The following is a 20,887-nucleotide window of genomic DNA, read 5'->3' on the forward strand; positions in this document are numbered from 1 at the left end:
TACCAATTCCTCCGCCAACGGCTAACATAGTCCTACCTGCACCCCCAACGATGCTGTGAACAAAGGATGGACGATGAGACTCAGGGCGATAAAAACGGTTTTACCCAATCCGACAGTTAAGGATGCTGCCTGATGCGTTTATTTATTGCCGAAAAGCCCAGCCTGGCTCGCGCTATCGCTGACGTTTTGCCAAAACCTCATCGTCGCGGCGACGGTTTTATCGCCTGCGGCAACGATCAGGTCGTTACCTGGTGCGTCGGCCACTTGCTGGAGCAGGCGCAGCCCGATGCCTACGACAGCCGCTATGCGCGCTGGAACCTCAACGACTTGCCGATCATCCCCGAAAAATGGCAGCTTCAGCCGCGCTCTTCGGTCGCTAAGCAGCTGAATGTGATTAAAAAACTGCTGCTGGAAGCCACTCAGGTTATCCACGCGGGTGACCCGGATCGCGAAGGGCAACTGCTGGTGGACGAGGTGCTGGACTACCTCGAACTGACGCCGGAAAAACGCCAAAGCGTGCAACGCTGCCTGATAAACGACCTCAACCCGCAGGCCGTCGAACGCGCCGTTGAGCGCCTGCGCGATAATCGCGACTTTATTCCGCTCTGCGTCTCGGCTCTGGCGCGCTCCCGCGCCGACTGGCTTTATGGCATCAATATGACCCGCGCCTATACCATTTTGGGGCGCAACGCAGGCTATAACGGCGTGCTCTCCGTCGGACGGGTGCAGACGCCGGTGCTCGGGCTGGTGGTGCGCCGCGACGAAGAGATTGAGAACTTCGTTCCCAAAGATTATTTCGAAGTCAAAGCCCACATCGTGACGCCGCTGGATGAGCGTTTTGTGGCGCTGTGGCAGCCGAGCGAGTCCTGCGAGCCTTATCAGGATGAAGAGGGCCGCCTGCTGCACCGCCCGCTGGCCGACCACGTGGTGGCGCGCATTGCGGGCCAGCCCGCACTGGTCACCGGGTACAACGATAAGCGCGAAAACGACACCGCGCCGCTGCCGTTTTCTCTCTCCTCATTACAGATTGAGGGTTCGAAAGCCTTTGGTCTCAGCGCCCAGCAAATCCTCGATATTTGCCAGCGGCTGTATGAAACGCACAAATTGATTACGTATCCGCGCTCGGATAGCCGATACCTGCCTGAAGAGCATTTTGCCGGACGACACGCGGTACTCAACGCCATCAGCATCCACCAACCCGATTTACTGCCGCAGCCGGTGGTAGATGTCGACAAACGCAATCGCTGCTGGGATGACAAAAAGGTCGATGCTCACCACGCGATTATTCCGACGGCGCGCAGCAGCAAGGTGAATCTCACCGACGACGAGCAGAAAATCTATAATTTGGTGGCGCGGCAATACTTGATGCAGTTCTGCCCGGACGCCGTATTCCGCAAATGCGTGATTGATTTGGATATCGCCGGCGGCAAGTTTATCGCCAAGGCGCGTTTTCTGGCTGAGGCGGGCTGGCGCACCCTGTTGGGCAGCAAAGAGCGTGACGAAGAGAACGAGGGCACGCCGCTGCCAGTGGTCGCCAAGGGCGATGAGCTATTGTGCGAACGGGGTGAAGTGGTCGAGCGGCAAACCCAGCCGCCACGGCCTTTTACCGACGCCACGCTGCTCTCGGCCATGACCGGGATCGCCCGTTTCGTGCAGGACAAGGCATTGAAGAAAATCCTGCGCGCTACCGACGGCTTGGGCACTGAAGCCACCCGCGCGGGGATTATCGAGCTGCTGTTCCGCCGCGAGTTTCTCTACAAGAAGGGGCGCTATATTCACTCTAGCGACACTGGCCGGGCGCTGATCCACTCGCTGCCGGACATCGCCGGGCGCCCGGATATGACCGCCGACTGGGAGTCGACGCTGACTCGCATCAGTGAGAAAAATTGCCGCTACCAGGACTTTATGCAACCTCTGGTAGCGACCTTACAGAACCTGATTATTCAGGCGAAAACCACAAGGGTATCCTCGGCGTTTCGCAGTATTCCGTCCAAACCGGCGGGAACGGGCAAGGCGGCGACAGGTGCCAAAGGCGCGAAGAGCGCCCCTAAACGCCGTAAGGCACCGCCAAAAGGTAAGGAAGCGACCCATGATGAATAAACTGATAATGGCCGTGTTGGGCAGTTCGCTGCTGCTGGCCGCGCCCGCGATGGCCAATCGTCCTGGCATCGGCAATGGTGCAGATATCGTGGTACCCCTGCCGCCGCAGGTGTGGGAGAACAGCGCCAATGCCAATCAAAACAGCGCGCCGACCTGTCATAACTGCTGCATTTACAATAACAAAAGCTACACCGAAGGGGCGGTGGTAACAGCAGACAGCATTGTATTGCAGTGCGTGCGCGACCCGCAGGTGGTGGGCACTAACGATTTGAAATGGGAACGGATGAAGAAGTAATGCAGGCCGCTTCGCAAGCCATAAGTCAAAGCAAAAGGGCGCCGAGAGGGCGCCCTTCGTTTTATTCATCTAGCCTGACAGCGTAGCGCAGTAGACTTCCAGCAAGGGAACATCGGCCGGAGCCAGCGCGTAGCTAAACGCCTGTTGCGGCGTCACCCAAACATATTCCGAGTGACAACGTAACGTAATGTCACCATGGAAAGCCGAAACGCGCCAGGCGTGCAGGCGTATGATCCGCGCCGACTGGGGAGTGTCGTGGCTGGCAACCCATGCTTCCACCTGTACATCGATGGCCATCTCTTCCTGCAACTCACGAATCAACGCCTGTGGCTGAGTTTCCCCGGCTTCCACTTTGCCACCGGGGAACTCCCACAGGCCTGCCTGATCGCTGGACCCGTCGCGGCGAGCCAGCAGAATGTTGCCATCCCGCTCAATGATCGCCGCCACCACGTCCACTATCGGCAAAGCCGTCTTGTCGGTCATTTCAGGTCGAATTCGGCCCACACCGGCGCGTGGTCGGAAGGCTTCTCCATCCCACGAATGTCGTAATCGATGCCTGTGGCGATGCAGCGCGCCGCCAGCGGGGTGCTGGCTAACAGCAGGTCAATGCGCAGGCCGCGATTTTCGTCAAAGCCTTTTGAGCGATAGTCGAACCACGAGAACCGATCGTTCACCTCTGGGTTGGCGAAGCGGAAAGTATCCACCAAGCCCCAGCCTTTCAGGCGATCCATCCACTCGCGCTCTTCTGGCAAGAAGGAGCACTTGCCGGTGCGCAGCCAGCGTTTGCGGCTGTCTTCACCAATGCCGATATCTAAATCGGTTGGGCTGATATTCACGTCGCCCATCACCAGCACCGGATTTTGCACCGACAGGTGATTCGTCAGGTAATCCTGCAAGTCCTGATAGAAACGCGCTTTGGCGGGGAATTTGGTCGGGTGGTCACGGCTCTCACCCTGCGGGAAGTAGCCGTTGATCACGGTCAGCAGACCTTGCGGGGTTTCGATATCCGCCATGATGATGCGGCGCTGGGCGTCCTCTTCGTCGCCCGGGAAGCCGCGGCGCACGGCAACCGGCTCCTGCTTGGTGAGCATCGCCACGCCGTAGTGACCTTTTTGGCCGTGATAGAAAACGTGGTAGCCGTGCTGGCTAACCTCTTCCAGCGGGAACATATCGTCATGCACTTTGGTTTCTTGCAGGCCGATAACGTCTGGCTGATGTTGCTCGATAAGGGCGGCGAGTTGGTGCGGACGTGCGCGCAATCCGTTGATATTAAAGGAGACGAACTTCATAGTCGGGAACCATTTTAGACGGTGAAATCAGCAGCCGATGTTAGCAGATAATTTTTGCCAATGGTACGAGGGCGGTGCTGCTCGACTTTTGAACATATTTTCAAAATTTGAAGGTTATTGACCCTTGGCATAAGATTTTTCTGCTAATTATTACATTTTTCTGTCAACATTTTGTGACAGTCTCTTCTTCCGCTGTACTTGAGAGAGTATTATTCTCACCAGCGATTTCCGCACCGGCAGAAAAAGGTCAACACTGATGCGTCTGGAAGTTTTTTGCGAAGACCGCTTGGGTCTTGCCCGAGAGTTACTCGATTTATTGGTTCTGCGTAGCATTGATCTGCGCGGCATTGAGATTGCGGCCAGTGGTCGTATTTACCTTAATTTCTCCCAACTGGATTTTGACACTTTCCGTGCGCTGATGGCCGAAATTCGGCGCATCGACGGTGTGACGGATGTCCGCACCGTGGCGTTTATGCCCTCCGAGCGCGAGCACCGTGCGCTGCGCGCCTTGCTGGTTTCCATGCCAGAACCTGTGTTCTCCATCGATATGAAAGGCAAGGTTGATCTTGCCAACCCGGCCGCGCTGGCGCTGTTTGAAATGGACGAAGATAAAATTCGCCAACAGCCCGCCGCCAGCCTGATCACCGGCTATAACATTACCCGCTGGCTGGAGAATGAATCCAGCCGCCCGCACTCCGAGCGCGTGGTTATCCGCAGTCAGGATTTCCTGATGGACCTGACGCCGATTGAGCTGAACGACGAGCAGCAGGCCAGCGAAATGGTCGGCGCGGTGGTGATGCTCAAATCCACGGCGCGCATGGGCCGCCAGCTGCAAGACTTAACCGTTAACGATGACAGCGAGTTTGACCACATTGTGGCGGTGAGCAGCAAAATGCGTCAGGTGTTGGAGCAGGCGCGCAAGCTGGCGATGCTCGATGCGCCGCTGCTGATTGTTGGCGATACCGGCACCGGCAAGGATTTACTGGCCCACGCCTGCCATCTGCGCAGCGCACGCGGCAAGAAGCCGTTCCTGGGCCTGAACTGCGCCTCGCTGCCGGACGAAGTGGTGGAGAGTGAGCTATTTGGCTACGCCGCCGGGGCTTACCCAAACGCGGTAGAAGGCAAAAAAGGCTTCTTCGAGCAGGCTAACGGCGGCTCGGTGTTGCTGGATGAAATCGGCGAAATGTCGCCAAGAATGCAGATCAAGCTGCTGCGCTTCCTCAATGACGGCACTTTCCGTCGCGTGGGTGAAGAGCATGAGGTGAAAGTGGATGTGCGCGTGATGTGCGCCACCCAGAAGAATCTGGTGGAGCTGGTACAGCGCGGCGAATTCCGCGAGGATCTCTATTATCGCCTCAACGTGCTGACCGTGACGCTGCCGCCGCTGCGCGAACGTCAGGCCGACGTGATGCCGCTCACCGAGCTGTTCGTGGCGCGTTTCTCCGACGAGCAGGGGATGCCGCGTCCGAAGCTCTCTTCCCAACTGGCCAATTACCTCACGCACTACGGCTGGCCGGGCAACGTTCGCCAACTGAAAAACGCCATTTACCGGGCGTTAACCCAGTTAGAAGGCGGCGAGCTGCGCCCGCAGGACGTGGTTCTGCCTGACTTTGATGCCGAAGTGGCGCTGGGGGAAGAGGCGCTGAACGGCTCGCTGGACGACATCAGTAAGCGTTTTGAGCGTTCGGTGTTAACCCGGCTTTATCGCACTTATCCAAGTACACGTAAGCTGGCGAAACGCCTTGGCGTCTCCCACACCGCGATTGCCAACAAGCTGCGCGAGTACGGTCTGAGCAGCCGCAAGCCCGACGGCAGCGACGAATAATCGCCGTATTCAGCTTTAACAAAACCATAAAAAAGCCCTGCAAACGCAGGGCTTTGTCTTGTAAGCCTTAGGCCAGGGCGGACTATTTCAGTACGGCCAGGGCAGCTTCGTAATTAGGTTCAGTGGTGATTTCGTTAACCAGCTCACTGTGCAGCACGTTGTCCTGACCATCCAGAACGATAACGGCACGGGCAGTCAGACCCGCCAATGGGCCATCGGTGATCGCCACGCCGTAGTCATTCTTGAACTCGCCGCCACGCAGGGTGGAGAGGGTCACGACGTTAGACAGGCCTTCCGCGCCGCAGAAGCGTGACTGCGCGAACGGCAGGTCGGAAGAAATACACAGCACCACGGTGTTGTCTACTTCGCCCGCCAACTGGTTGAATTTACGCACGGAAGCCGCACAAACGCCGGTATCAATGCTTGGGAAGATGTTCAGCACCTTGCGTTTACCTACAAAACTGCTCAGGCTGACATCAGAGAGATCTTTTGCGACTAAAGTAAAAGGCTTAACGTTATCGCCGACCTGTGGGATTTGGCCAGCAACGCTAACCGGGTTGCTCTGAAAATGTACTGTCTGGGTCATAATATTTTCCTTTGTACAGATGAGACAAACGGCCCTCAGTTTAGGATAACAATTGTGAATTGGATATATAAAGTTTGCTAAATAATTGTTTTCCCGTCGAAGTTTTGGGCGAAGCCGCGCGGGCTGTGCGCGATATCCCAAGTTACTGATCCAAATTAACTTCAGGTCATTTTGTGACTTGCTGAAAAGCGCCAATTTCAACTACTTTGGAAAAAGAGACGCGGTGTTAAACCTTTGAGCATGGGCCGAAGGTGGCAGAGGAAAATTGGGAGCCGTTATGAGAAGTGTGCGCTTTTATCCAGAAGCCTGGCCGTTACACACGGCCTTTGTCATTTCACGCGGGAGTCGAACCGAGGCGAGAGTGGTCACGGTAGAAATTGAACACAATGGCGTGCGCGGCGTCGGCGAATGCACCCCTTATCCGCGCTATGGCGAAAGCGAAACCAGCGTCATGGAGCAGATAGCCAGCGTGCTGCCCGCTATCGAGCAGGGCGCCAGCCGCGACGAGCTACAGCGCCTGCTGCCCGCCGGAGCGGCGCGCAACGCCCTCGACTGCGCGCTGTGGAATTTGGAGAGTCAGCAGACCGGGCGCAGCCTTTGGGATCTCACCGGCATTGAGCCGCTTTCCTCCATCAGCATGGCCCAGACCCTAAGCGTGGATACGCCCGAGGCGATGGCCGCCGCGGCGCTGACTCACCAGAAGAATGGCGCAACCCTGCTGAAGGTGAAACTCGACGATCGCATGATTGCCGAGCGCATGGTGGCGATCCGCAGCGCCGTGCCGCACGCGACGTTAATCGTTGATGCCAATGAGTCGTGGCAGAGCGAAGGGCTGGCGTCGCGTTGCCAGCTGCTGGCGGATTTAGGCGTCATGATGCTTGAGCAGCCACTTCCCGCCGGGCAGGACTCCGCGCTGGAGAACTTCATCCATCCGCTGCCAATTTGTGCCGATGAAAGCTGTCACACGCTGGAAGGGCTGGAGGCGCTGCAAGGTCGCTATGAGATGGTCAACATCAAGCTGGATAAAACCGGCGGCTTGACCGAGGCGCTAAGGCTGGCGTCAGGGGCCCATGCGCTAGGTTTTGACATCATGCTGGGCTGCATGTTGTGTACGTCACGGGCGGTGCGCGCCGCGCTGCCGCTGGCCGCCGGGGCGAAGTTTGTTGACCTCGACGGCCCAACCTGGCTCGCGCAGGACGTCGATCCGCCGCTGGCTTTCCACTGCGGAGTGATTGACCTCGCAGGCTCCGCCCAGTAAAAAAGTTAAGGCTCGTCCGCCGCGCCGGTGAGCAGGTCGATCAGCGCCTGTAGGTAGACTTCACTGGCGTGGTCCGCCGACACCGGCGGGTATTCCGCCGTAATACAGTGCAACCCCAGGTCCTCGCACCAGCTGCCGAAAGAGCCGGGCGTGGCGTAACCCACGCTGGTCACCAGCGGCAGGCTGAAGGCGTTAGCCAGCCAAGCCCCCAGCGGCGAAGTGTGCGGGTCTTCAATGCAGGCCAGCGGCTCGTGAAACGTCACTACCCACTTCGGAGCAAGCTGGTGGATCAAATGGCACAGCGCCTGCGTTTCCAGCTCTGAGCCAGCCTTTTCTCCAGTCGACAACACTACGTCACGCTCCTGCACCGCGCTGTTCCAGCGATAAACCGTGTCGCCGCTTTTCCAGTTAGCGCTGGGGAAGTTGCGATTGAGATCTACCCCGTTGGCATTGGCGCGCAGCCCCAGCTGGCAGCCGTCAGGGTTCACCGCCAACACCACGTGATGGCGCAGCTGCTCGGGTTTAATCGAGCGCAGCGCGCAGGAGAGCGAGACCACGGCGGCGGTTTCATCGCCGTGAGTCCCCGCCAGAATCAGCCCGGTACTGGCATCGGGCTGGGCCGCTGGAAAATAGATCAGCGGCGCGCCAAGCAGCGACTTGCCGTAGGGCAATCCAAGATTACTGAGTTTTCCGCGCAGGGGACGGGGAATTAAGGCGCTCATAACAGTTCCGTTATTAGAGGTTTGAATAACTTTTTTTACCGCAGTTTGCCCGTTGAATGTAGTTTTATTGTCGACAGCAGGGCGCGAATCACCTTTTTTCTGCAAACTGCGCCGGCTTGCCGAAGTTTTGTGCGCCAAGACAAATCTGTAACGAATTTTTATAGGGTATGAATTCAATGAATGGTACAACTCAGTAACATCATTAAATCAATTGCTTGTCGGGAGTCGACCATGCCTCAGGGAAAACAGTCTCATCTCTTCGCTTATTCGCTTTGCGCCGGTTTAGTGGCGCTGTCACTAGGAACCGCAAGCGCCGCGCAGGTTCCGGCCGGGACCCAGTTGACCGATAAGCAAGAAATTGTCCGCCATATCAAAGATGAACCCGCCTCGCTTGACCCGACCAAGGTCATTGGCCTGCCTGAAGCTCAGGTGGTGCGCGACCTGTTCGAAGGGTTAGTCAATCAGGATGCCAATGGCAAAAGCGTGCCGGGCGTCGCCGAAAGCTGGCACACGCAGGACAACCAAACCTTCGTCTTCAATCTGCGCAAAGACGCGCGCTGGTCAAACGGTGACCCTGTCACTGCGAAAGATTTCGTTTATAGCTGGCGTCGACTGGTGGACCCGAAAGGGCTGTCCACCGGCGCATGGTTTGCTGGCCTCGCCGGGATTCAAAACGCTGACGCCATTATTGCGGGCAAAATGCCGGTGGATAAGCTCGGCGTGACCGCTGTCAGCGACACCCAGCTGAAAGTGCAGCTTGACCGCCCGGTGCCTTACTTCGTCAGCCTGCTGGCGAATTTCAGCCTGTTCCCGGTACATCAGGCCACAGTTGAGAAATATGGTGAAGACTGGACCAAGCCCGGCAATATGGTGGGTAACGGCGCTTTCGTGCTGAAAGACCGCGTGGTGAATGAAAAGCTGGTGCTCGAGCCGAATCCGCACTACTGGGATCACGCCCATACGGTGCTGACCAAAGTGACCTTTGTGCCGATTAACAAAGAGTCCAATGCCACCAAACGCTATCTGGCCGATGATATCGACATCACCGAATCTTTCCCGAAAGACCAGTATCAGAAGCTGCTGAAGGACATTCCGGGGCAGGTTTACACGCCATTCCAGCTGGGGACTTACTACTACGCGTTTAACACCAAGCGCGCGCCGACCGATGACCCGCGCGTGCGTCAGGCCCTGTCCTACAGCATCGACCGTAAAATTATTGCAGAGAAAGTCTTGGGCACCGGCGAGATCCCGGCCTATCACTTCACGCCAGACGTCACTAACGGCTTCAAGCCGAGCAAAAGTATTCTCCAGCAATACTCGCAGGCAGAGCTGGACTCGCAGGCTAAAGGGCTGCTGGCGGCGGCGGGCTATGGCCCTAACAAGCCGCTAAAGCTTACCCTGCTGTACAACACCTCTGAGAGCCACCAGAAGATTGCTATCGCCGTGGCCTCAATGTGGAAGAAAACCCTGGGGGCCGACGTCAAGCTGGTCAATCAGGAGTGGAAAACCTACATCGACAGCCGCAATACCGGCAACTTCGACGTGATCCGCGCCTCTTGGGTCGGCGACTACAATGAAGCCTCCACCTTCCTGTCGCTGCTGACCTCTACCCACAACAGTAACATCAGCAAATTCAGTAACGCCGATTACGACAAAGCCGTGAGTGACGCCAGCCGTGAAACCAACGACGCGCGCCGCAACGACGACTACAACCGGGCCGAGCAGATCATCGCCGAGCAGGCTCCGATCGCGCCGATCTACCAGTACACCAACGGCCGCCTGATCAAACCTTGGGTGAAAGGCTATCCGATCACCAACCCGGAAGACGTGGCTTACAGTCAAGAGATGTACATTATTAAGCACTGATATTTGGCTCATAGCGGCTAACGCAGCAAAGAAGAGCACCCTGTCATGATGGTGCTCTTTTCTCTTTATGGTGATGAACGAGAACATAATAAAACGGAGTTAGAAAATGGAAGAAGTGAGTAAAGCCAAGCGCCCGATACTAGCGATGGTTTTGGCGGTATTCTTGGTTTTAAAAATGCTTTCTGGCTGGGATTTTGTCATGAAGGCATCGGGGCCGACGGTGTATATCGTGGCGCTACAGCTGCTGATCGTGGCGTACGTGGTATTTAAAATGAACACGCGCGGCGGGGGCGTGAAAGCGATTAACCTGCTGATGGGGCTGGTGGCGATAGTCATCCTGCTCGATATGTCGATTATTGGCATCATCTTCAGCGGCAAGGCGATCCCCAAAGAGTTCTACCCGCAAATGCTGGGCGCCGAGCTGATCTATATTCTGACCATTATTTATCTCTATTTCTCGAAAAAGCTCAAAGCTTTCAAAGCTGCGTAGTCGAGAATTCAGCACGGATTTTCCCCGCTATTTTCACCCCCGTAAAACCATGCATTTACGGGGGATTCTTCTAAGCAATTCAGTGACTAAGCTTAGCAATTCAAATCACTTGTGGTTTCCCCCTCGCTGATTAATCTCTGGCTGATTAATTCATCACATTTGCCAGTGGATCATCATGAGTGGAAGGGCATCGGTTTATATAAATGAGCAGCAGCGCGAGGCGGTGCAGGCGCTGCATCGCAGCTGGTTGTGGCGCACGGAGCTGCCAACCTGGCTGCTGATCATCACCATTTATAGCGGCTGGTTTGTTACCGTGGCCTACTGGCAGACACTGGGGCGGCTACCCGCGACCCTGCTGCTTATCTGGTTCAGCACCTGGTATATGTCTCTACAGCACGAGCTGCTGCACGGCCATCCGACCCGTTTCCCCCGGCTTAACCAGCTGTTCGGCCTGCTGCCATTTTCCATCTGGTACCCTTACGGCACCTATCGCGACCTGCACCTTAAGCACCATTTTGATGAAGATCTCACCGTGCCGGAAACCGACCCCGAGAGTTACTATTTTACCGAGCGCCGATGGCACCATTTTAACGGCCTACAGCGCCAGCTGGTGCGACTGCGCAATACCTTTCCGGGGCGACTGCTGTTAACGCCGTTGCTAACCATGCGTTTTACCTTCGTCAATATTTGGCACTCTTTTCGCTATCGCCGCCCGGCATCGATGGCGATGTGGTCGGTGCATCTGCTGTTACTGATTCCGGTGCTGGGCTGGCTGGTGAAGCACGACTTTGGGGTGATCTACTATCTGCTGGCAGTGACGTGGCCGATGCTGGCGATGACCAAAGTGCGATCTTTCTTCGAGCACCGCGCGGCGGAGGATCCCGAAGCCCGCACGGTGATCAACGAGGCGGGCTGGTTTTGGCGGCTGCTGTTCCTTAATCTCAACTACCACTCGGTGCATCACGACCTGCCGCGCGTGCCGTGGTACGGCTTGCCGCAGGTCTACCGCGCCAATAAAGCTGACTATCTGGCGCGTAATCAGGGTTTTCTGGTCAACGGCTATGGCGAGCTGATGCGTGAACACCTGATTAAACCCATCAAGGTGGAAATCAATACCTATTTCCCTCACGGACGGGTTGAGCAGCAGGAACAGGCGCAGGAGGAGTGAACTACACTCTGGTGATAAAAAAGGCCCATGTCGGGCCTTTTTGCTTTCTATTCGAAGACTTACTGAGGTTTAGCGAACTGATTAACCACCGGCGGCAGTCCCAGCTTTTCACGCAGGGTTCCGGGCTGGTAGGCCTGTTTCATCACGCCACGGGCTTTCAGCAGGGGCGCGACCTGCTCGATAAAGTTGTCAAGATCCACCGGCAGGAAGGGGAACATCAGGTTATAGCCGTCGACGGCACCGGCGTGGAAGGCCTCGGTCAGTTTGTCGGCTACCTCTTCGGCAGTTCCCAGCACTAGCCAGCTGTCGGAGCTTTGCAGCAGCAGGCGGCCCAGCTCCAGCACCGTCAGCTTCTTGTCGTAGCCGCGAATGATGCTCAGCGCGGTGCGCAGGCCATCGAAGTCCTGCTCATCCGGCAACGGCGGCAGCGGGGCGTGAGGATCGTACACGCTCAGATCCATACGCAGATAGGTGCTGAGCAGGTCGAGCGCCATCTGGTCGTTCATTAGCGATTCGATCAGCCCCTGGCGCTGCTGTTTCTCTTCTTCACTGTTGACCACCACCGGCAGCACGCCGCCGAGGATTTTGAAATGCGCCGGATCGCGGCCGTTTTCGCGCAGGCGGCGGTCCATGTCGGCGCGGTAAATCAGCCCCTTTTCGATATCACGCATAAACACAAAGTGAATATCAGCCTGCGCAGCGGCCAGCTGTTTGCCGGATTCCGAAGAGCCCGCCTGTACCACAATAGGGTGGCCCTGCGGCGGGCGCGGCAGGTTGAGCGGGCCGCGCACCCTGAAGAATTCTCCTTCATGGTTCAACTGATGCACTTTTTGCGGGTCAGTGAAATAGCCGCTCTGCTTGTCAATCAGCACCGCGTCATCCTGCCACGAGTCCCAGAGTTTGCGTACGACATCGATAAATTCGGCGGCGCGCTGATAGCGCGTGTCATGCTTCGGCAGCTGCTCTAAGCCGTAGTTAGCGGCTTCTTCTGGCAGCCACGAGGTGACCACGTTCCAGCTGGCGCGGCCCTCGCTGAGAAAGTCCAGCGAGGCAAAATAGCGGGCCAGATTGTAAGGCTCGTTGTAGGAGGTGGACGCGGTGGCCATCAGGCCAATGTGCTCGGTGACGGCCGAGAGCGCGGCGAGCAGGGTGATCGGCTCCAGGCGCGGATTGGCGTAGTGGGCCATGCCGCTTGGCACGGTGTCCCAGACGGCCACGTGGTCGGCGATGAAAATGTTGTCCAGCGTCGCCGCCTCGGCTTTGCGAGCCAGATCGGCGAAATATTTCAGCGTGAAGATCTCTTTTCCCGGCGCGTCGGGGTGGCGCCATGAGAAACGATAATCCCCCTGAGGATTGAAGAAAAACAGATTGAATATGGCGGTTTGTTGCGACATGTCGGCTACTCGCTGTGAAGATGAGGGCCGTCCCTGGCCCGCGGACGGCGCTATTTCGCCGCCAGTTTGTCTTTAACCCACTGCTCGGCGACCTTGGCCGGATCTTTATGATCCACGTCCACCTGCTTGTTCAGTTGGATAATGTCTTGGGTGGTCAGGTGCGCAGAAACGTTGTTCAGCACCTCTTCCACTTTTGGCGACACCGCGCCTTTATGGATCAGCGGCACCAGATTCTGCGCGGGCTGCTCGTGCTTATCGTCCTCCAGCACCACCCAGTTCTCTTTCGCCAAATCGCCTTGAGTGGAGATGATGGTCGCCACGTCAATTTTGCGCGAATTAAGCGCCAGACGGCTCAGAGGCCCGGCGATATCCAGCGATTTGAAAGATTTAAATTTGATGCCATACACCCGCTCCAGACCCGGCAGACCAAGGGCGCGGGTGGCCACTTCTGGCGGGCCGCCGACCACCAGCTCAGGGGCGACTTTTGCCAAATCAGACAGGGTTTTCAGGTTGTATTTCTTGGCGGTTTCCGCGCGCACCGCCCAAGCCGTAATAGAACTGGCCGGAGAGGCGTTGAGCAGCTGCAAGTCGGCGGGCAGCGTCTGCTTCAGCTCGTCAGAGACTTCCTGCTCGGTGGTGGCCTTGCTGCCGCCGTGGTAGTAGTTGAGCAGCGCGCCGAGATACTCCGGCACCACGTCCAGCTCGCCAGATTTCAGCGCCGGAATAATGATTTCGCGGTTACCCAAGTTCAGGCGCGTTTTCACCTCAATCCCTTGCTGTTTTAGGGCGCTGGCATAGATGTTAGCCAGAATGGTTTGCTCGGAGTAGTTGGCGCCGCCGATAGTTACCGTCTCGGCGTGGGCCGCGAAGGCTGCGCTTGCCATCCCAGCGGCTAACAGACTCAGCCGGAAACCTTTACCTGTTGCGGACAACCAATTTTTTATCATCATCATTGTCTTCTCTTTTATGGGTGGATGTTGTTGTGAATGCTTTTGTGGAACTAGGTGCAGGCGGCTAACCCGCGTTTGAAACCGAAAAGTGCAGCCAGCGTTTCGCCACCAGAGACATCAGCAGCTCGCAGATAATCGCCAGCAGTGAAATCACCAGAGAACCCGCCACGACCTGAGGAAAGTCGCGCTGGCCCAGCCCGTCGATCAGAAAACGCCCCAGCCCGTCCAGCCCGGCGTAGGCGGCGACCACCGCCGTAGCGATCAGCTGCAACAGCGAAGTGCGAATACCGGCGAAAATTAGCGGCATCGCCAGCGGGATGCGCACTTGCAGCAGGCTCTGTAACGGCGTCATGCCCATGGCTTTGGCGGCGTCGCACAGGGTTTGGTCGGCATTGCTGATGCCCACATAGGTGTTGGTCAGCATCGGCGGAATAGCCAGCGCCACCAGCGCGATAAACACCGGCACGTCGGTAAAGCCAAACAGCATGATGCACAGCAGAATAATGCCCAGCGAGGGGAAGGCCTGGCCGATGTTAAACAGGTTGATAACCAGAAAACCGCCGCGCTTCCAGTAACCAAACAGAATACCCAGCGGCTGGGCGATCAGCACGGCAATCACCAGACTGACCAGCACGTAATAGAGGTGCTGCCCAAAGCGTTGCCAGATACCCAAATCGCCGGACCAGTGGTCAGCCTGCAAGAACCAGTGCCAGGTTTCAGTAATGATGTTCATCAGCGCGTCCACCCTGTCAGGCGATAGCCGAGGTGGGTTATCGCAAAATCGAGAGTCAGCGACAGCACTAGACTGAGCAACAGGCTGACCAGAATGGGCGTCAGGAAGTTTTGGTTGAAGCCGAGGATCATTAGCTGCCCCAGACCGCCTTGCCCAATCAGCGCGGTGACGATCACCAGCCCGACCAGCGTCACCGAGGCCACGCGCAGCCCGGCAAACAGAGAAGGCAGGATCAGGAAGATTTCGATGTCGATAAAGCGACCAAAGCGCGTATAGCCAAGGGCGCGGGCCGACTCCAGCACTTCAGCGGGGAGCTTCTGCATGCCCGCCAGCACGTTACGCAGCAGGATCAGCAGTGAATAGAGGGTCAGGCCAATCACCGAGGTGGTCATCGACAGCCCGGTCCACGGCAGCAGCAGGATAAACAGCGCCAGCGAGGGAATGGTAAACAGCACGCCGCTGACTGAAATCAGCGGGCCAGCCACCGCGGGCCAGGCAATAGAAACCAGCAGCATGAGCGCGGTGATGCCGGTGCCGAGCGCCAAAGAGAGCAGCACCATTTGCAGATGTTGCAGCGTCAGTTCGCCAATCATCGCCGAATTATCGGATATCCACTGCCATTCAATCATGGGTGTGCAGCTCCTGATGATGGCTTAACGCCTGACTCAGCAAACTGGTGTCGATGGCTCCGGCGTAGGTGCCGTCGGCCGCCACGCGCACCAGCACGCCCTGCGGCACCTCCAGCAAATCGCTGTAGGCTTTGCGCAATGAGTGGTGCTCCTCCGCGACCTGTACCGCAACTTGCTGGCCATTCTCCTGCCAGTAGAGTGGTCGGCGCTTGTTATCCAGCACCAGAGCACGTGGCTGGCCGAGCAGGGGATATTCCCCGGTCAGCGGCTGCCCGTTCTGGGTTAACAGAGAGACGCCGTGGTGCGGCAAGTCGCCGACGCGCATCATGCCGAGGCGTTTGAGATTCGGCTCCGGGCCGATGAAATCGCGGACAAAATCGCTGGCCGGGAAGGAGAGAATATTGTCCGGCGTGTCGAACTGCGCCAGACGCCCACCCTGTTGGAAGATGGCAATGCGGTCCCCCAAACGAATGGCTTCATTAATGTCATGGGTGACCAGAATAATGGTTTTACGCAGCCGCCCCTGAAGCTCGAGCAGCTCGCCTTGCAGCTTATCTCTGACCACGGGATCGATGGCGGCGAAAGGCTCATCCATCAACAGCACCGGCGGGTCGGCGGCCAGCGCGCGGGCGATTGACACCCGGCTCTGCTGCCCGCCAGAGAGCTGGTGGGGGTAGCGTTTGAGCACAAAAGGGTCGAGGGACATCAGCGCCACCAGCTCGTCGATACGGCGGGCGATAGTGCGCTTGTCCCAGCCGAGCAGGCGCGGCACGGTGGCAATGTTCTCCGCCACGGTGCGATGGGGGAACAGCGCCGGGCTTTGCATCACAAAACCGATTTTGCGCCGTACTTGAATAATATCGGCAGTCGACAGCGGCTGGCCCTGAACATAGACCTCGCCGCTGTCGGGAATATCCAGACGATTTATCATGCGCAGCGTGGTGGTTTTGCCACAGCCGCTGGGACCGACAAAGGTGCAGAACTCGCCATCATTAATGGTGATACTCAGCGAGTGAATGGCGTGCTGGGCGTTGCCCGGATAGGTCTTATTGATATTTTCGAGTTGGATCATAATGCGTTTTCACTTCCCATACTGCCCTGCCGGTGCTTGAAAACTCAGGGATTTCCCTTAAGTTTCAGTGCGCTATTCGGGGCAGTATTACAGAGTCGATCGCATTCACAAATCCATCATGGTTCTAAGAATTGCCAAAAAAAGGCTATATACCGAAATATATAGCCTTGGGAGGTTTTGCGCATAAAAGCGCTGTTTTTTGAAGATTTAGTTATGCAGGTGATGGCTTCTCAATCGCACCCAAAGACTGGCAGCGGCGGCGAGGGTGGCGACCAGCACCACGGCTGACCAACCGCCGCTTTGCAGCGCAATACTGCCCAGCGAAGATCCCACCGCCATGCCGATAAACATGATGGTGAACAGCACGGCGTTGAGCCTGCCGCGCGCCGCCGGTTCCAGCCCAAACACAATACTTTGGTGGGAAACCAGCGTGGCCTGTACGCCCAAGTCAAAGCCGATCGCACTGAGAACGATCAGCACCAGTTGGGCATTTGTCGACAGCAGCGGCAGTAGGAACATCGCCGCGAACGACAGCATCACAATTCCAGAACCCAGCTGCGTGACCCGCGACGGACCCGATTTATCCGCAATGGCGCCGGCCAGCGGCGCGGCCAATGCGCCTGCTGCTCCGGCTAAGCCGAAGGCTCCGGCTACCGCACTGCCAAGGTGATAAGTGTCATGCAGCATGATCGCCAGCGTTGACCAGAAGGCGCTGAACGCCATCGACAGCAACCCCTGAGCAATCGCCGCGCGGCGCAGCGTCGGGTAGCGATGCCACAGGTGATACATGGATAACAGCAAGGTGCCATAGCCCAGACGCGCGCCCGGCGTGAAGCGCGGCAGGATCCGCCATAGCGCAATGCCAATCAGCGCAATGCTGAAAGCCGCCAGTTGGTACATCACTCGCCAACCGTAATATTCCGCCACAAAGCCGCTGACTACTCTCGATAGCAAAATCCCAATCAAGATGCCGGACATCACGGTGCCCACGGTTTTCCCTCGCTGGGCCTCTGGAGCCAGCGCCGCCGTGGCCGGGACAATGTCCTGCGTCATGGTGGCCGCAACCCCGGTCACCAGACTGGCAAACAGCAGGCCGTGAATGGAGGGCACGAGACTACACAGCAGCAAAGCCAAGGTTAAAAACAGGCTTTTCAGCAGGATAATCGCACGACGGTCATAACGATCGCCCAGCGGCAGCAGCAATAAAATCCCCAGGGCGTAGCCCGCCTGAGTCAACATCGGCACCATGCCGATGCTGGCTTCCGACGCGCCAACGCCGTTACCCATCAGACCCAGCATAGGCTGGCTGTAATAAATCGAGGCCACCGACAGGCCACCGGCCGTGGCTAGGGTGAAGATCATTTTGGCCGAAAGTGGCAAAGATTCGGCACTCGGCGAGGACGCGATAAGCGAAGTATCAGACATGCTATTTTCTCAACGGTGAATTTGATCGGCATTCTTAATGATTAGAAAGGCAAGTGGTAGCCAGCTAACAGGTAAAACTGTTATACACTTAACGTATGAACATGATGAATTCTTCCGGAACAGACCGTATAGACCTGATGCGAACTTTTGTTCGTATCGTCGAGAGTGGAAACTTATCCGCGGCGGCCTTACAGCTTAATACCAGCCAACCCACGGTGAGCCGCCGGTTGCAGACGCTGGAGCGCATGCTTGGGGTGACGTTAATCCTGCGCAGCACCCACGCCATGAAACTCACCGACGATGGCGAACGCTGCTACGAGCAGGCCAAACAGCTGCTTGAGCGCTGGGCGGCGCTGGAGGACGAACTGCGGGTGGGCGACGCCGAGCCGGTGGGCAGGCTGCGGGTGCGCGCGCCCCACGCGTTTGGACAAAACCAGCTGATTGAGCCTCTGACGCGCTATCTGCAACGCTATCCGCACGTCACCGTTGACTGGATCCTGAATGACACCCGACCAGATTTCATCGCCGAGGACGTGGATTGTGTTATTCAGGTCGGGCATGACAATGATCCTGCGACCATCAAAGTGCTGTTAGCGGAAATCCCGCGCATTGTGGTAGCCGCGCCGTCGCTGCTGGAGAAGCATCCGGTGAGCCAGCTCGAGGAGTTGGCTCAGGCACCTTGGGTGGCCTTGAGCCTGTTTTACCGCAATGAAGTGGTGCTGCGCCACGGCGCGGACGGCTCGATGCAGCATCTGAATATCCGGCCAAGAATGGCGACAGATAGCCTCAACGCCTTGCGCATGTCGGCGCTTTCGGGGCTGGGCGTGGCGATGGTGTCGTCGTGGATTGTGGCCGACGATTTGGCCTGCGGCGAACTGGTGCATGTCCTGCCGGAGTGGGAAGCCGTGGCGCTGCCGGTGTATCTGGTTTATCCCTATTCCAGCTACTATCCCGCCAGGCTGCGCACTTTCATCGCCATGATCCGTGAGGTGGTGCCAAAGTTTGCAGAAATAGCCATCCCCAGCGGCGAGCGTTAGAATTAACAGCATAAAAGTCAATAAAGACAACAGCGAGGAATGTCGTGGAAGTGATTAAGGGTAAAGAACTCCAGGTTTCTGATGCGGTGTACGCCTACCAGCTCGACGGCAAAGGCGGTGTAAGTGAAATCAATACCCAATGTGTCGCCAGTGACCAACAGCCTTGCTGGCTGCATCTGGATTACACACTCCCGGCCAGCGAACAGTGGATTAACAGCACGCCCGTCTTGCCTGATAACGTGCGTGAAGCGCTGGCGGGGGAAAGCATTCGCCCGAAAGTGGTGCGCATGGGCGAGGGGACGCTGATCACCCTGCGCGGCATCAATCTTAACGCCAATTCCAGACCCGACCAGCTGGTGACCATTCGCGTTTACCTCACTGACAAAATGATTGTCTCCACTCGCCATCGCAAAATCTTGTCGATGGATGAGCTGATTAACGACATGCAGCACGGCACGGGGCCGACCGACACCGGCAGCTGGCTGGTGGAGATGTGCGATGCGATGACCGATCACACCAGTGATTTCATTGAAGATCTGCATGACAAAATTATCGATATCGAAGATGACCTGATGGACCAGCAGGTGCCAGAGCGTGGGCAGATGGCACTCTTGCGTAAACAGCTGATTGTGCTGCGCCGCTACATGTCTCCGCAGCGCGACGTTTTCGCCCGGTTAGCCAGTGAGCGCCTGCCGTGGATGAATGACGACGAGCGCCGCCGCATGCAGGAGATTGCCGACCGACTGGGGCGCGGATTGGACGATTTAGACGCCAACATCGCCCGTACCGCCGTGCTGGCGGATGAAATTGGCTCGCTGATGGCCGACGCGCTGAATCGCCGCACCTATACCATGTCGATGCTGGCGATGGTGTTTCTGCCTACCACTTTCCTCACCGGGCTGTTTGGGGTCAACCTCGGCGGCATCCCGGGTAATACCTCGCCTTACGGCTTCGGTATCTTCTGCCTGTCGCTGCTGATTCTGGTACTTGGCGTGGCCTGGTGGCTTAAGAAGAGTAAGTGGTTATAGCGGGAAGTGGCTGAAAAAAGACAAAAAAAAGCCGGTCATAAGACCGGCGCTGTTCGAATTAAAGTGTACTCGCTTAATTCTAAAATAAGTAAATAAGACAATATGGAGCACAACGCCCATCGCTTGACGTTGCATTCACCTGCGAAATAGATACTGAACCTGTTGAGCGGGCCTTATGTTGATTTCGCTCAACCTTTTGGGGATTTTTGCCAGCGTTTGATGATTTGTTAGTCGGACGGTGGGTTATGCGACGCCTGTCGTGCAAGAAAAACGATTACTGTGCAGGAAAATACCATGCAGTCGAAGGATGCTATTCATCAGGCATATGAGAAGGTCACTAATAACTCGCTGGCATTGTGGGAAACCTCGGCTGGCCGCGGCACTCCCATCGAGACCCCTTTTTACCATCCGACCAGGCTGGCGGTGTCCAGCGGCAACCGGCCGCATCTGTGTGATTCACTGTTAGAGCTGCTGATGGCGCTCAATCAGGTGGCGCAGAGTGACCCGCTGGTGGACGTCAATCCGCCGCAGGGGGTGCATTTTAGCTTCTTCCCCATCACCCGCGATATTTACGATAGCCCGCAAGAGGTCGAGAGCATTGAGCAGCTTCAGGCGATTTTCACCCAGTGCTGTGCCGACCACGTGATGCATATCAGCCAACTGCGGCTGGTGGCGCTGCCCAATCAGATTCTGCTGGCGGGCATCCCCGATGAGAAAAGCCTGCGAGTGCGCCAGCGTCTGGCCGATGTTTTGCTGGACTCCCCGTGGCGCGAGAAGGTCAGGGCGCGTTATCCCTCTGGCGATATCCCGCAGCTGTTTTGGCACAGTACCCTGATGCGCTACAGCGCCGACGTGGTGTCGCCGGAGATCCGCGAAACCTTTAAACGCTTCCAGCACCTGGATTTTGGCCAAGTCCAGCTTCCAGTGCGACTGGTGCTGTGCAGCTATAACTGGCAGCGGCTGTTCACGCTGGCCTAGCGGCAGCGATAAAAAAGCCCGCATCAAGATGAGGCGGGCGAA

The 20,887-nt window shown here is 57.2% G+C and carries 20 protein-coding genes; 10 read left to right on the top strand and 10 right to left on the bottom strand.

Going from position 1 to position 20,887, the window contains the following annotated elements; all coding sequences use genetic code 11:
• The first annotated feature begins 132 nt into the window (after nt 1-132).
• Nucleotides 133-2,100 carry a DNA topoisomerase III gene (locus ACT3RR_RS09955; RefSeq protein ID WP_353502126.1) on the top strand — a complete coding sequence of 656 codons (1,968 nt, stop codon included), beginning with the start codon at nt 133-135 and terminating at the stop codon, nt 2,098-2,100.
• On the top strand, nt 2,090-2,395 hold the full coding sequence (locus ACT3RR_RS09960; protein WP_353502125.1) for a DUF1496 domain-containing protein: 306 nt from the start codon (nt 2,090-2,092) through the stop codon (nt 2,393-2,395). Before ACT3RR_RS09955 ends, ACT3RR_RS09960 begins: the two co-directional genes overlap by 11 nt.
• 69 nt (nt 2,396-2,464) lie before the next feature.
• Here ACT3RR_RS09960 and ACT3RR_RS09965 read toward each other — a convergent pair whose 3' ends face one another.
• Together ACT3RR_RS09965 and xthA are read right to left on the bottom strand one after the other, a co-directional pair.
• Nucleotides 2,465-2,878 (bottom strand): pyrimidine (deoxy)nucleoside triphosphate diphosphatase, encoded by a 414-nt coding sequence (locus tag ACT3RR_RS09965; protein ID WP_496200213.1) that lies wholly within the window; start codon nt 2,876-2,878, stop codon nt 2,465-2,467.
• Nucleotides 2,875-3,684 carry an exodeoxyribonuclease III gene (gene xthA, locus ACT3RR_RS09970; protein ID WP_353502123.1) on the bottom strand — a complete coding sequence of 270 codons (810 nt, stop codon included), beginning with the start codon at nt 3,682-3,684 and terminating at the stop codon, nt 2,875-2,877. The genes ACT3RR_RS09965 and xthA overlap by 4 nt, the downstream gene beginning before the upstream one ends.
• A gap of 256 nt (nt 3,685-3,940) precedes the next feature.
• Here xthA and tyrR point away from each other — a divergent pair, with 256 nt between their 5' ends.
• On the top strand, nt 3,941-5,509 hold the full coding sequence (gene tyrR / locus ACT3RR_RS09975; protein ID WP_396130641.1) for a transcriptional regulator TyrR: 1,569 nt from the start codon (nt 3,941-3,943) through the stop codon (nt 5,507-5,509).
• Nucleotides 5,510-5,591: 82 nt separating this feature from the next.
• Here the strand turns inward: tyrR and tpx are convergent, their stop codons facing one another.
• Nucleotides 5,592-6,095: a thiol peroxidase gene (gene tpx, locus ACT3RR_RS09980; protein WP_396130642.1), complete on the bottom strand. Its 504-nt coding sequence runs from the start codon at nt 6,093-6,095 to the stop codon at nt 5,592-5,594.
• A gap of 277 nt (nt 6,096-6,372) precedes the next feature.
• On the opposite strand from tpx, the gene ycjG reads away from it, so the two are divergent.
• A complete protein-coding gene (gene ycjG / locus ACT3RR_RS09985; RefSeq protein ID WP_396130643.1) occupies nt 6,373-7,353 on the top strand; it encodes an L-Ala-D/L-Glu epimerase in 981 nt (326 codons plus the stop codon).
• 5 nt (nt 7,354-7,358) lie between these two features.
• Here ycjG and mpaA read toward each other — a convergent pair whose 3' ends face one another.
• Nucleotides 7,359-8,075, bottom strand: coding sequence for a murein tripeptide amidase MpaA (gene mpaA / locus ACT3RR_RS09990; RefSeq protein ID WP_496200214.1), 717 nt, complete (start codon nt 8,073-8,075; stop codon nt 7,359-7,361).
• A 231-nt stretch (nt 8,076-8,306) separates the two neighbouring features.
• On the opposite strand from mpaA, the gene ACT3RR_RS09995 reads away from it, so the two are divergent.
• The 3 genes from ACT3RR_RS09995 (at nt 8,307) to ACT3RR_RS10005 (ending at nt 11,599) form a co-directional block, all read left to right on the top strand.
• Nucleotides 8,307-9,941, top strand: coding sequence for a peptide ABC transporter substrate-binding protein (locus ACT3RR_RS09995; protein ID WP_496200215.1), 1,635 nt, complete (start codon nt 8,307-8,309; stop codon nt 9,939-9,941).
• A gap of 106 nt (nt 9,942-10,047) precedes the next feature.
• On the top strand, nt 10,048-10,431 hold the full coding sequence (locus ACT3RR_RS10000) for a hypothetical protein (protein WP_353502116.1): 384 nt from the start codon (nt 10,048-10,050) through the stop codon (nt 10,429-10,431).
• Between the two features lie 175 nt (nt 10,432-10,606).
• Nucleotides 10,607-11,599, top strand: a complete 993-nt coding sequence (locus tag ACT3RR_RS10005; protein ID WP_496200216.1) for a fatty acid desaturase — start codon at nt 10,607-10,609, stop codon at nt 11,597-11,599.
• Between the two features lie 59 nt (nt 11,600-11,658).
• On the opposite strand, the gene ACT3RR_RS10010 is transcribed toward ACT3RR_RS10005, so the two are convergent.
• The 6 genes from ACT3RR_RS10010 to ACT3RR_RS10035 all read right to left on the bottom strand — a co-directional run bounded on the left by ACT3RR_RS10010 (nt 11,659) and on the right by ACT3RR_RS10035 (nt 17,802).
• Nucleotides 11,659-12,993 (bottom strand): LLM class flavin-dependent oxidoreductase, encoded by a 1,335-nt coding sequence (locus ACT3RR_RS10010; RefSeq protein ID WP_496200217.1) that lies wholly within the window; start codon nt 12,991-12,993, stop codon nt 11,659-11,661.
• A gap of 50 nt (nt 12,994-13,043) precedes the next feature.
• The gene (locus tag ACT3RR_RS10015) at nt 13,044-13,943 is read right to left on the bottom strand and encodes an ABC transporter substrate-binding protein (RefSeq protein WP_496200361.1); all 900 of its coding nucleotides are present in this window, start codon (nt 13,941-13,943) and stop codon (nt 13,044-13,046) included.
• Nucleotides 13,944-14,007: 64 nt separating this feature from the next.
• Nucleotides 14,008-14,676 (bottom strand): ABC transporter permease, encoded by a 669-nt coding sequence (locus ACT3RR_RS10020; protein WP_353502113.1) that lies wholly within the window; start codon nt 14,674-14,676, stop codon nt 14,008-14,010.
• A complete protein-coding gene (locus ACT3RR_RS10025; protein WP_396130649.1) occupies nt 14,676-15,305 on the bottom strand; it encodes an ABC transporter permease in 630 nt (209 codons plus the stop codon). Before ACT3RR_RS10025 ends, ACT3RR_RS10020 begins: the two co-directional genes overlap by 1 nt.
• A complete protein-coding gene (locus ACT3RR_RS10030; RefSeq protein ID WP_496200218.1) occupies nt 15,298-16,377 on the bottom strand; it encodes an ABC transporter ATP-binding protein in 1,080 nt (359 codons plus the stop codon). The genes ACT3RR_RS10025 and ACT3RR_RS10030 overlap by 8 nt, the downstream gene beginning before the upstream one ends.
• Before the next feature lie 207 nt (nt 16,378-16,584).
• Entirely contained in the window at nt 16,585-17,802 is a 1,218-nt protein-coding gene (locus ACT3RR_RS10035; protein ID WP_485900586.1) for an MFS transporter, read from the bottom strand.
• A gap of 101 nt (nt 17,803-17,903) precedes the next feature.
• Between ACT3RR_RS10035 and ACT3RR_RS10040 the strand changes: the two genes are divergently transcribed.
• The 3 genes from ACT3RR_RS10040 (at nt 17,904) to ACT3RR_RS10050 (ending at nt 20,845) form a co-directional block, all read left to right on the top strand.
• Nucleotides 17,904-18,839 (top strand): LysR family transcriptional regulator, encoded by a 936-nt coding sequence (locus ACT3RR_RS10040; RefSeq protein ID WP_496200219.1) that lies wholly within the window; start codon nt 17,904-17,906, stop codon nt 18,837-18,839.
• Between the two features lie 44 nt (nt 18,840-18,883).
• Nucleotides 18,884-19,867, top strand: a complete 984-nt coding sequence (gene zntB / locus ACT3RR_RS10045) for a zinc transporter ZntB (protein ID WP_353502108.1) — start codon at nt 18,884-18,886, stop codon at nt 19,865-19,867.
• Between the two features lie 294 nt (nt 19,868-20,161).
• A complete protein-coding gene (locus ACT3RR_RS10050) occupies nt 20,162-20,845 on the top strand; it encodes a hypothetical protein (protein WP_496200220.1) in 684 nt (227 codons plus the stop codon).
• Nucleotides 20,846-20,887 lie beyond the last annotated feature (42 nt).

The organism is Ewingella sp. AOP8-B2-18, from assembly GCF_052376015.1.
GTDB lineage: Bacteria > Pseudomonadota > Gammaproteobacteria > Enterobacterales > Enterobacteriaceae > Ewingella > Ewingella allii.

What these genes read in the sequence shown, in the direction of transcription:
- ACT3RR_RS09955 (WP_353502126.1), top strand. Translation starts at nt 133, where the DNA reads ATGCGTTTATTTATTGCCGAAAAGCCCAGCCTGGCTCGCGCTATCGCT.
- ACT3RR_RS09960 (WP_353502125.1), top strand. Translation starts at nt 2,090, where the DNA reads ATGATGAATAAACTGATAATGGCCGTGTTGGGCAGTTCGCTGCTGCTG.
- ACT3RR_RS09965 (WP_496200213.1), bottom strand. Translation starts at nt 2,878, where the DNA reads ATGACCGACAAGACGGCTTTGCCGATAGTGGACGTGGTGGCGGCGATC.
- xthA (WP_353502123.1), bottom strand. Translation starts at nt 3,684, where the DNA reads ATGAAGTTCGTCTCCTTTAATATCAACGGATTGCGCGCACGTCCGCAC.
- tyrR (WP_396130641.1), top strand. Translation starts at nt 3,941, where the DNA reads ATGCGTCTGGAAGTTTTTTGCGAAGACCGCTTGGGTCTTGCCCGAGAG.
- tpx (WP_396130642.1), bottom strand. Translation starts at nt 6,095, where the DNA reads ATGACCCAGACAGTACATTTTCAGAGCAACCCGGTTAGCGTTGCTGGC.
- ycjG (WP_396130643.1), top strand. Translation starts at nt 6,373, where the DNA reads ATGAGAAGTGTGCGCTTTTATCCAGAAGCCTGGCCGTTACACACGGCC.
- mpaA (WP_496200214.1), bottom strand. Translation starts at nt 8,075, where the DNA reads ATGAGCGCCTTAATTCCCCGTCCCCTGCGCGGAAAACTCAGTAATCTT.
- ACT3RR_RS09995 (WP_496200215.1), top strand. Translation starts at nt 8,307, where the DNA reads ATGCCTCAGGGAAAACAGTCTCATCTCTTCGCTTATTCGCTTTGCGCC.
- ACT3RR_RS10000 (WP_353502116.1), top strand. Translation starts at nt 10,048, where the DNA reads ATGGAAGAAGTGAGTAAAGCCAAGCGCCCGATACTAGCGATGGTTTTG.
- ACT3RR_RS10005 (WP_496200216.1), top strand. Translation starts at nt 10,607, where the DNA reads ATGAGTGGAAGGGCATCGGTTTATATAAATGAGCAGCAGCGCGAGGCG.
- ACT3RR_RS10010 (WP_496200217.1), bottom strand. Translation starts at nt 12,993, where the DNA reads ATGTCGCAACAAACCGCCATATTCAATCTGTTTTTCTTCAATCCTCAG.
- ACT3RR_RS10015 (WP_496200361.1), bottom strand. Translation starts at nt 13,943, where the DNA reads ATGATGATAAAAAATTGGTTGTCCGCAACAGGTAAAGGTTTCCGGCTG.
- ACT3RR_RS10020 (WP_353502113.1), bottom strand. Translation starts at nt 14,676, where the DNA reads ATGAACATCATTACTGAAACCTGGCACTGGTTCTTGCAGGCTGACCAC.
- ACT3RR_RS10025 (WP_396130649.1), bottom strand. Translation starts at nt 15,305, where the DNA reads ATGATTGAATGGCAGTGGATATCCGATAATTCGGCGATGATTGGCGAA.
- ACT3RR_RS10030 (WP_496200218.1), bottom strand. Translation starts at nt 16,377, where the DNA reads ATGATCCAACTCGAAAATATCAATAAGACCTATCCGGGCAACGCCCAG.
- ACT3RR_RS10035 (WP_485900586.1), bottom strand. Translation starts at nt 17,802, where the DNA reads ATGTCTGATACTTCGCTTATCGCGTCCTCGCCGAGTGCCGAATCTTTG.
- ACT3RR_RS10040 (WP_496200219.1), top strand. Translation starts at nt 17,904, where the DNA reads ATGATGAATTCTTCCGGAACAGACCGTATAGACCTGATGCGAACTTTT.
- ACT3RR_RS10050 (WP_496200220.1), top strand. Translation starts at nt 20,162, where the DNA reads ATGCAGTCGAAGGATGCTATTCATCAGGCATATGAGAAGGTCACTAAT.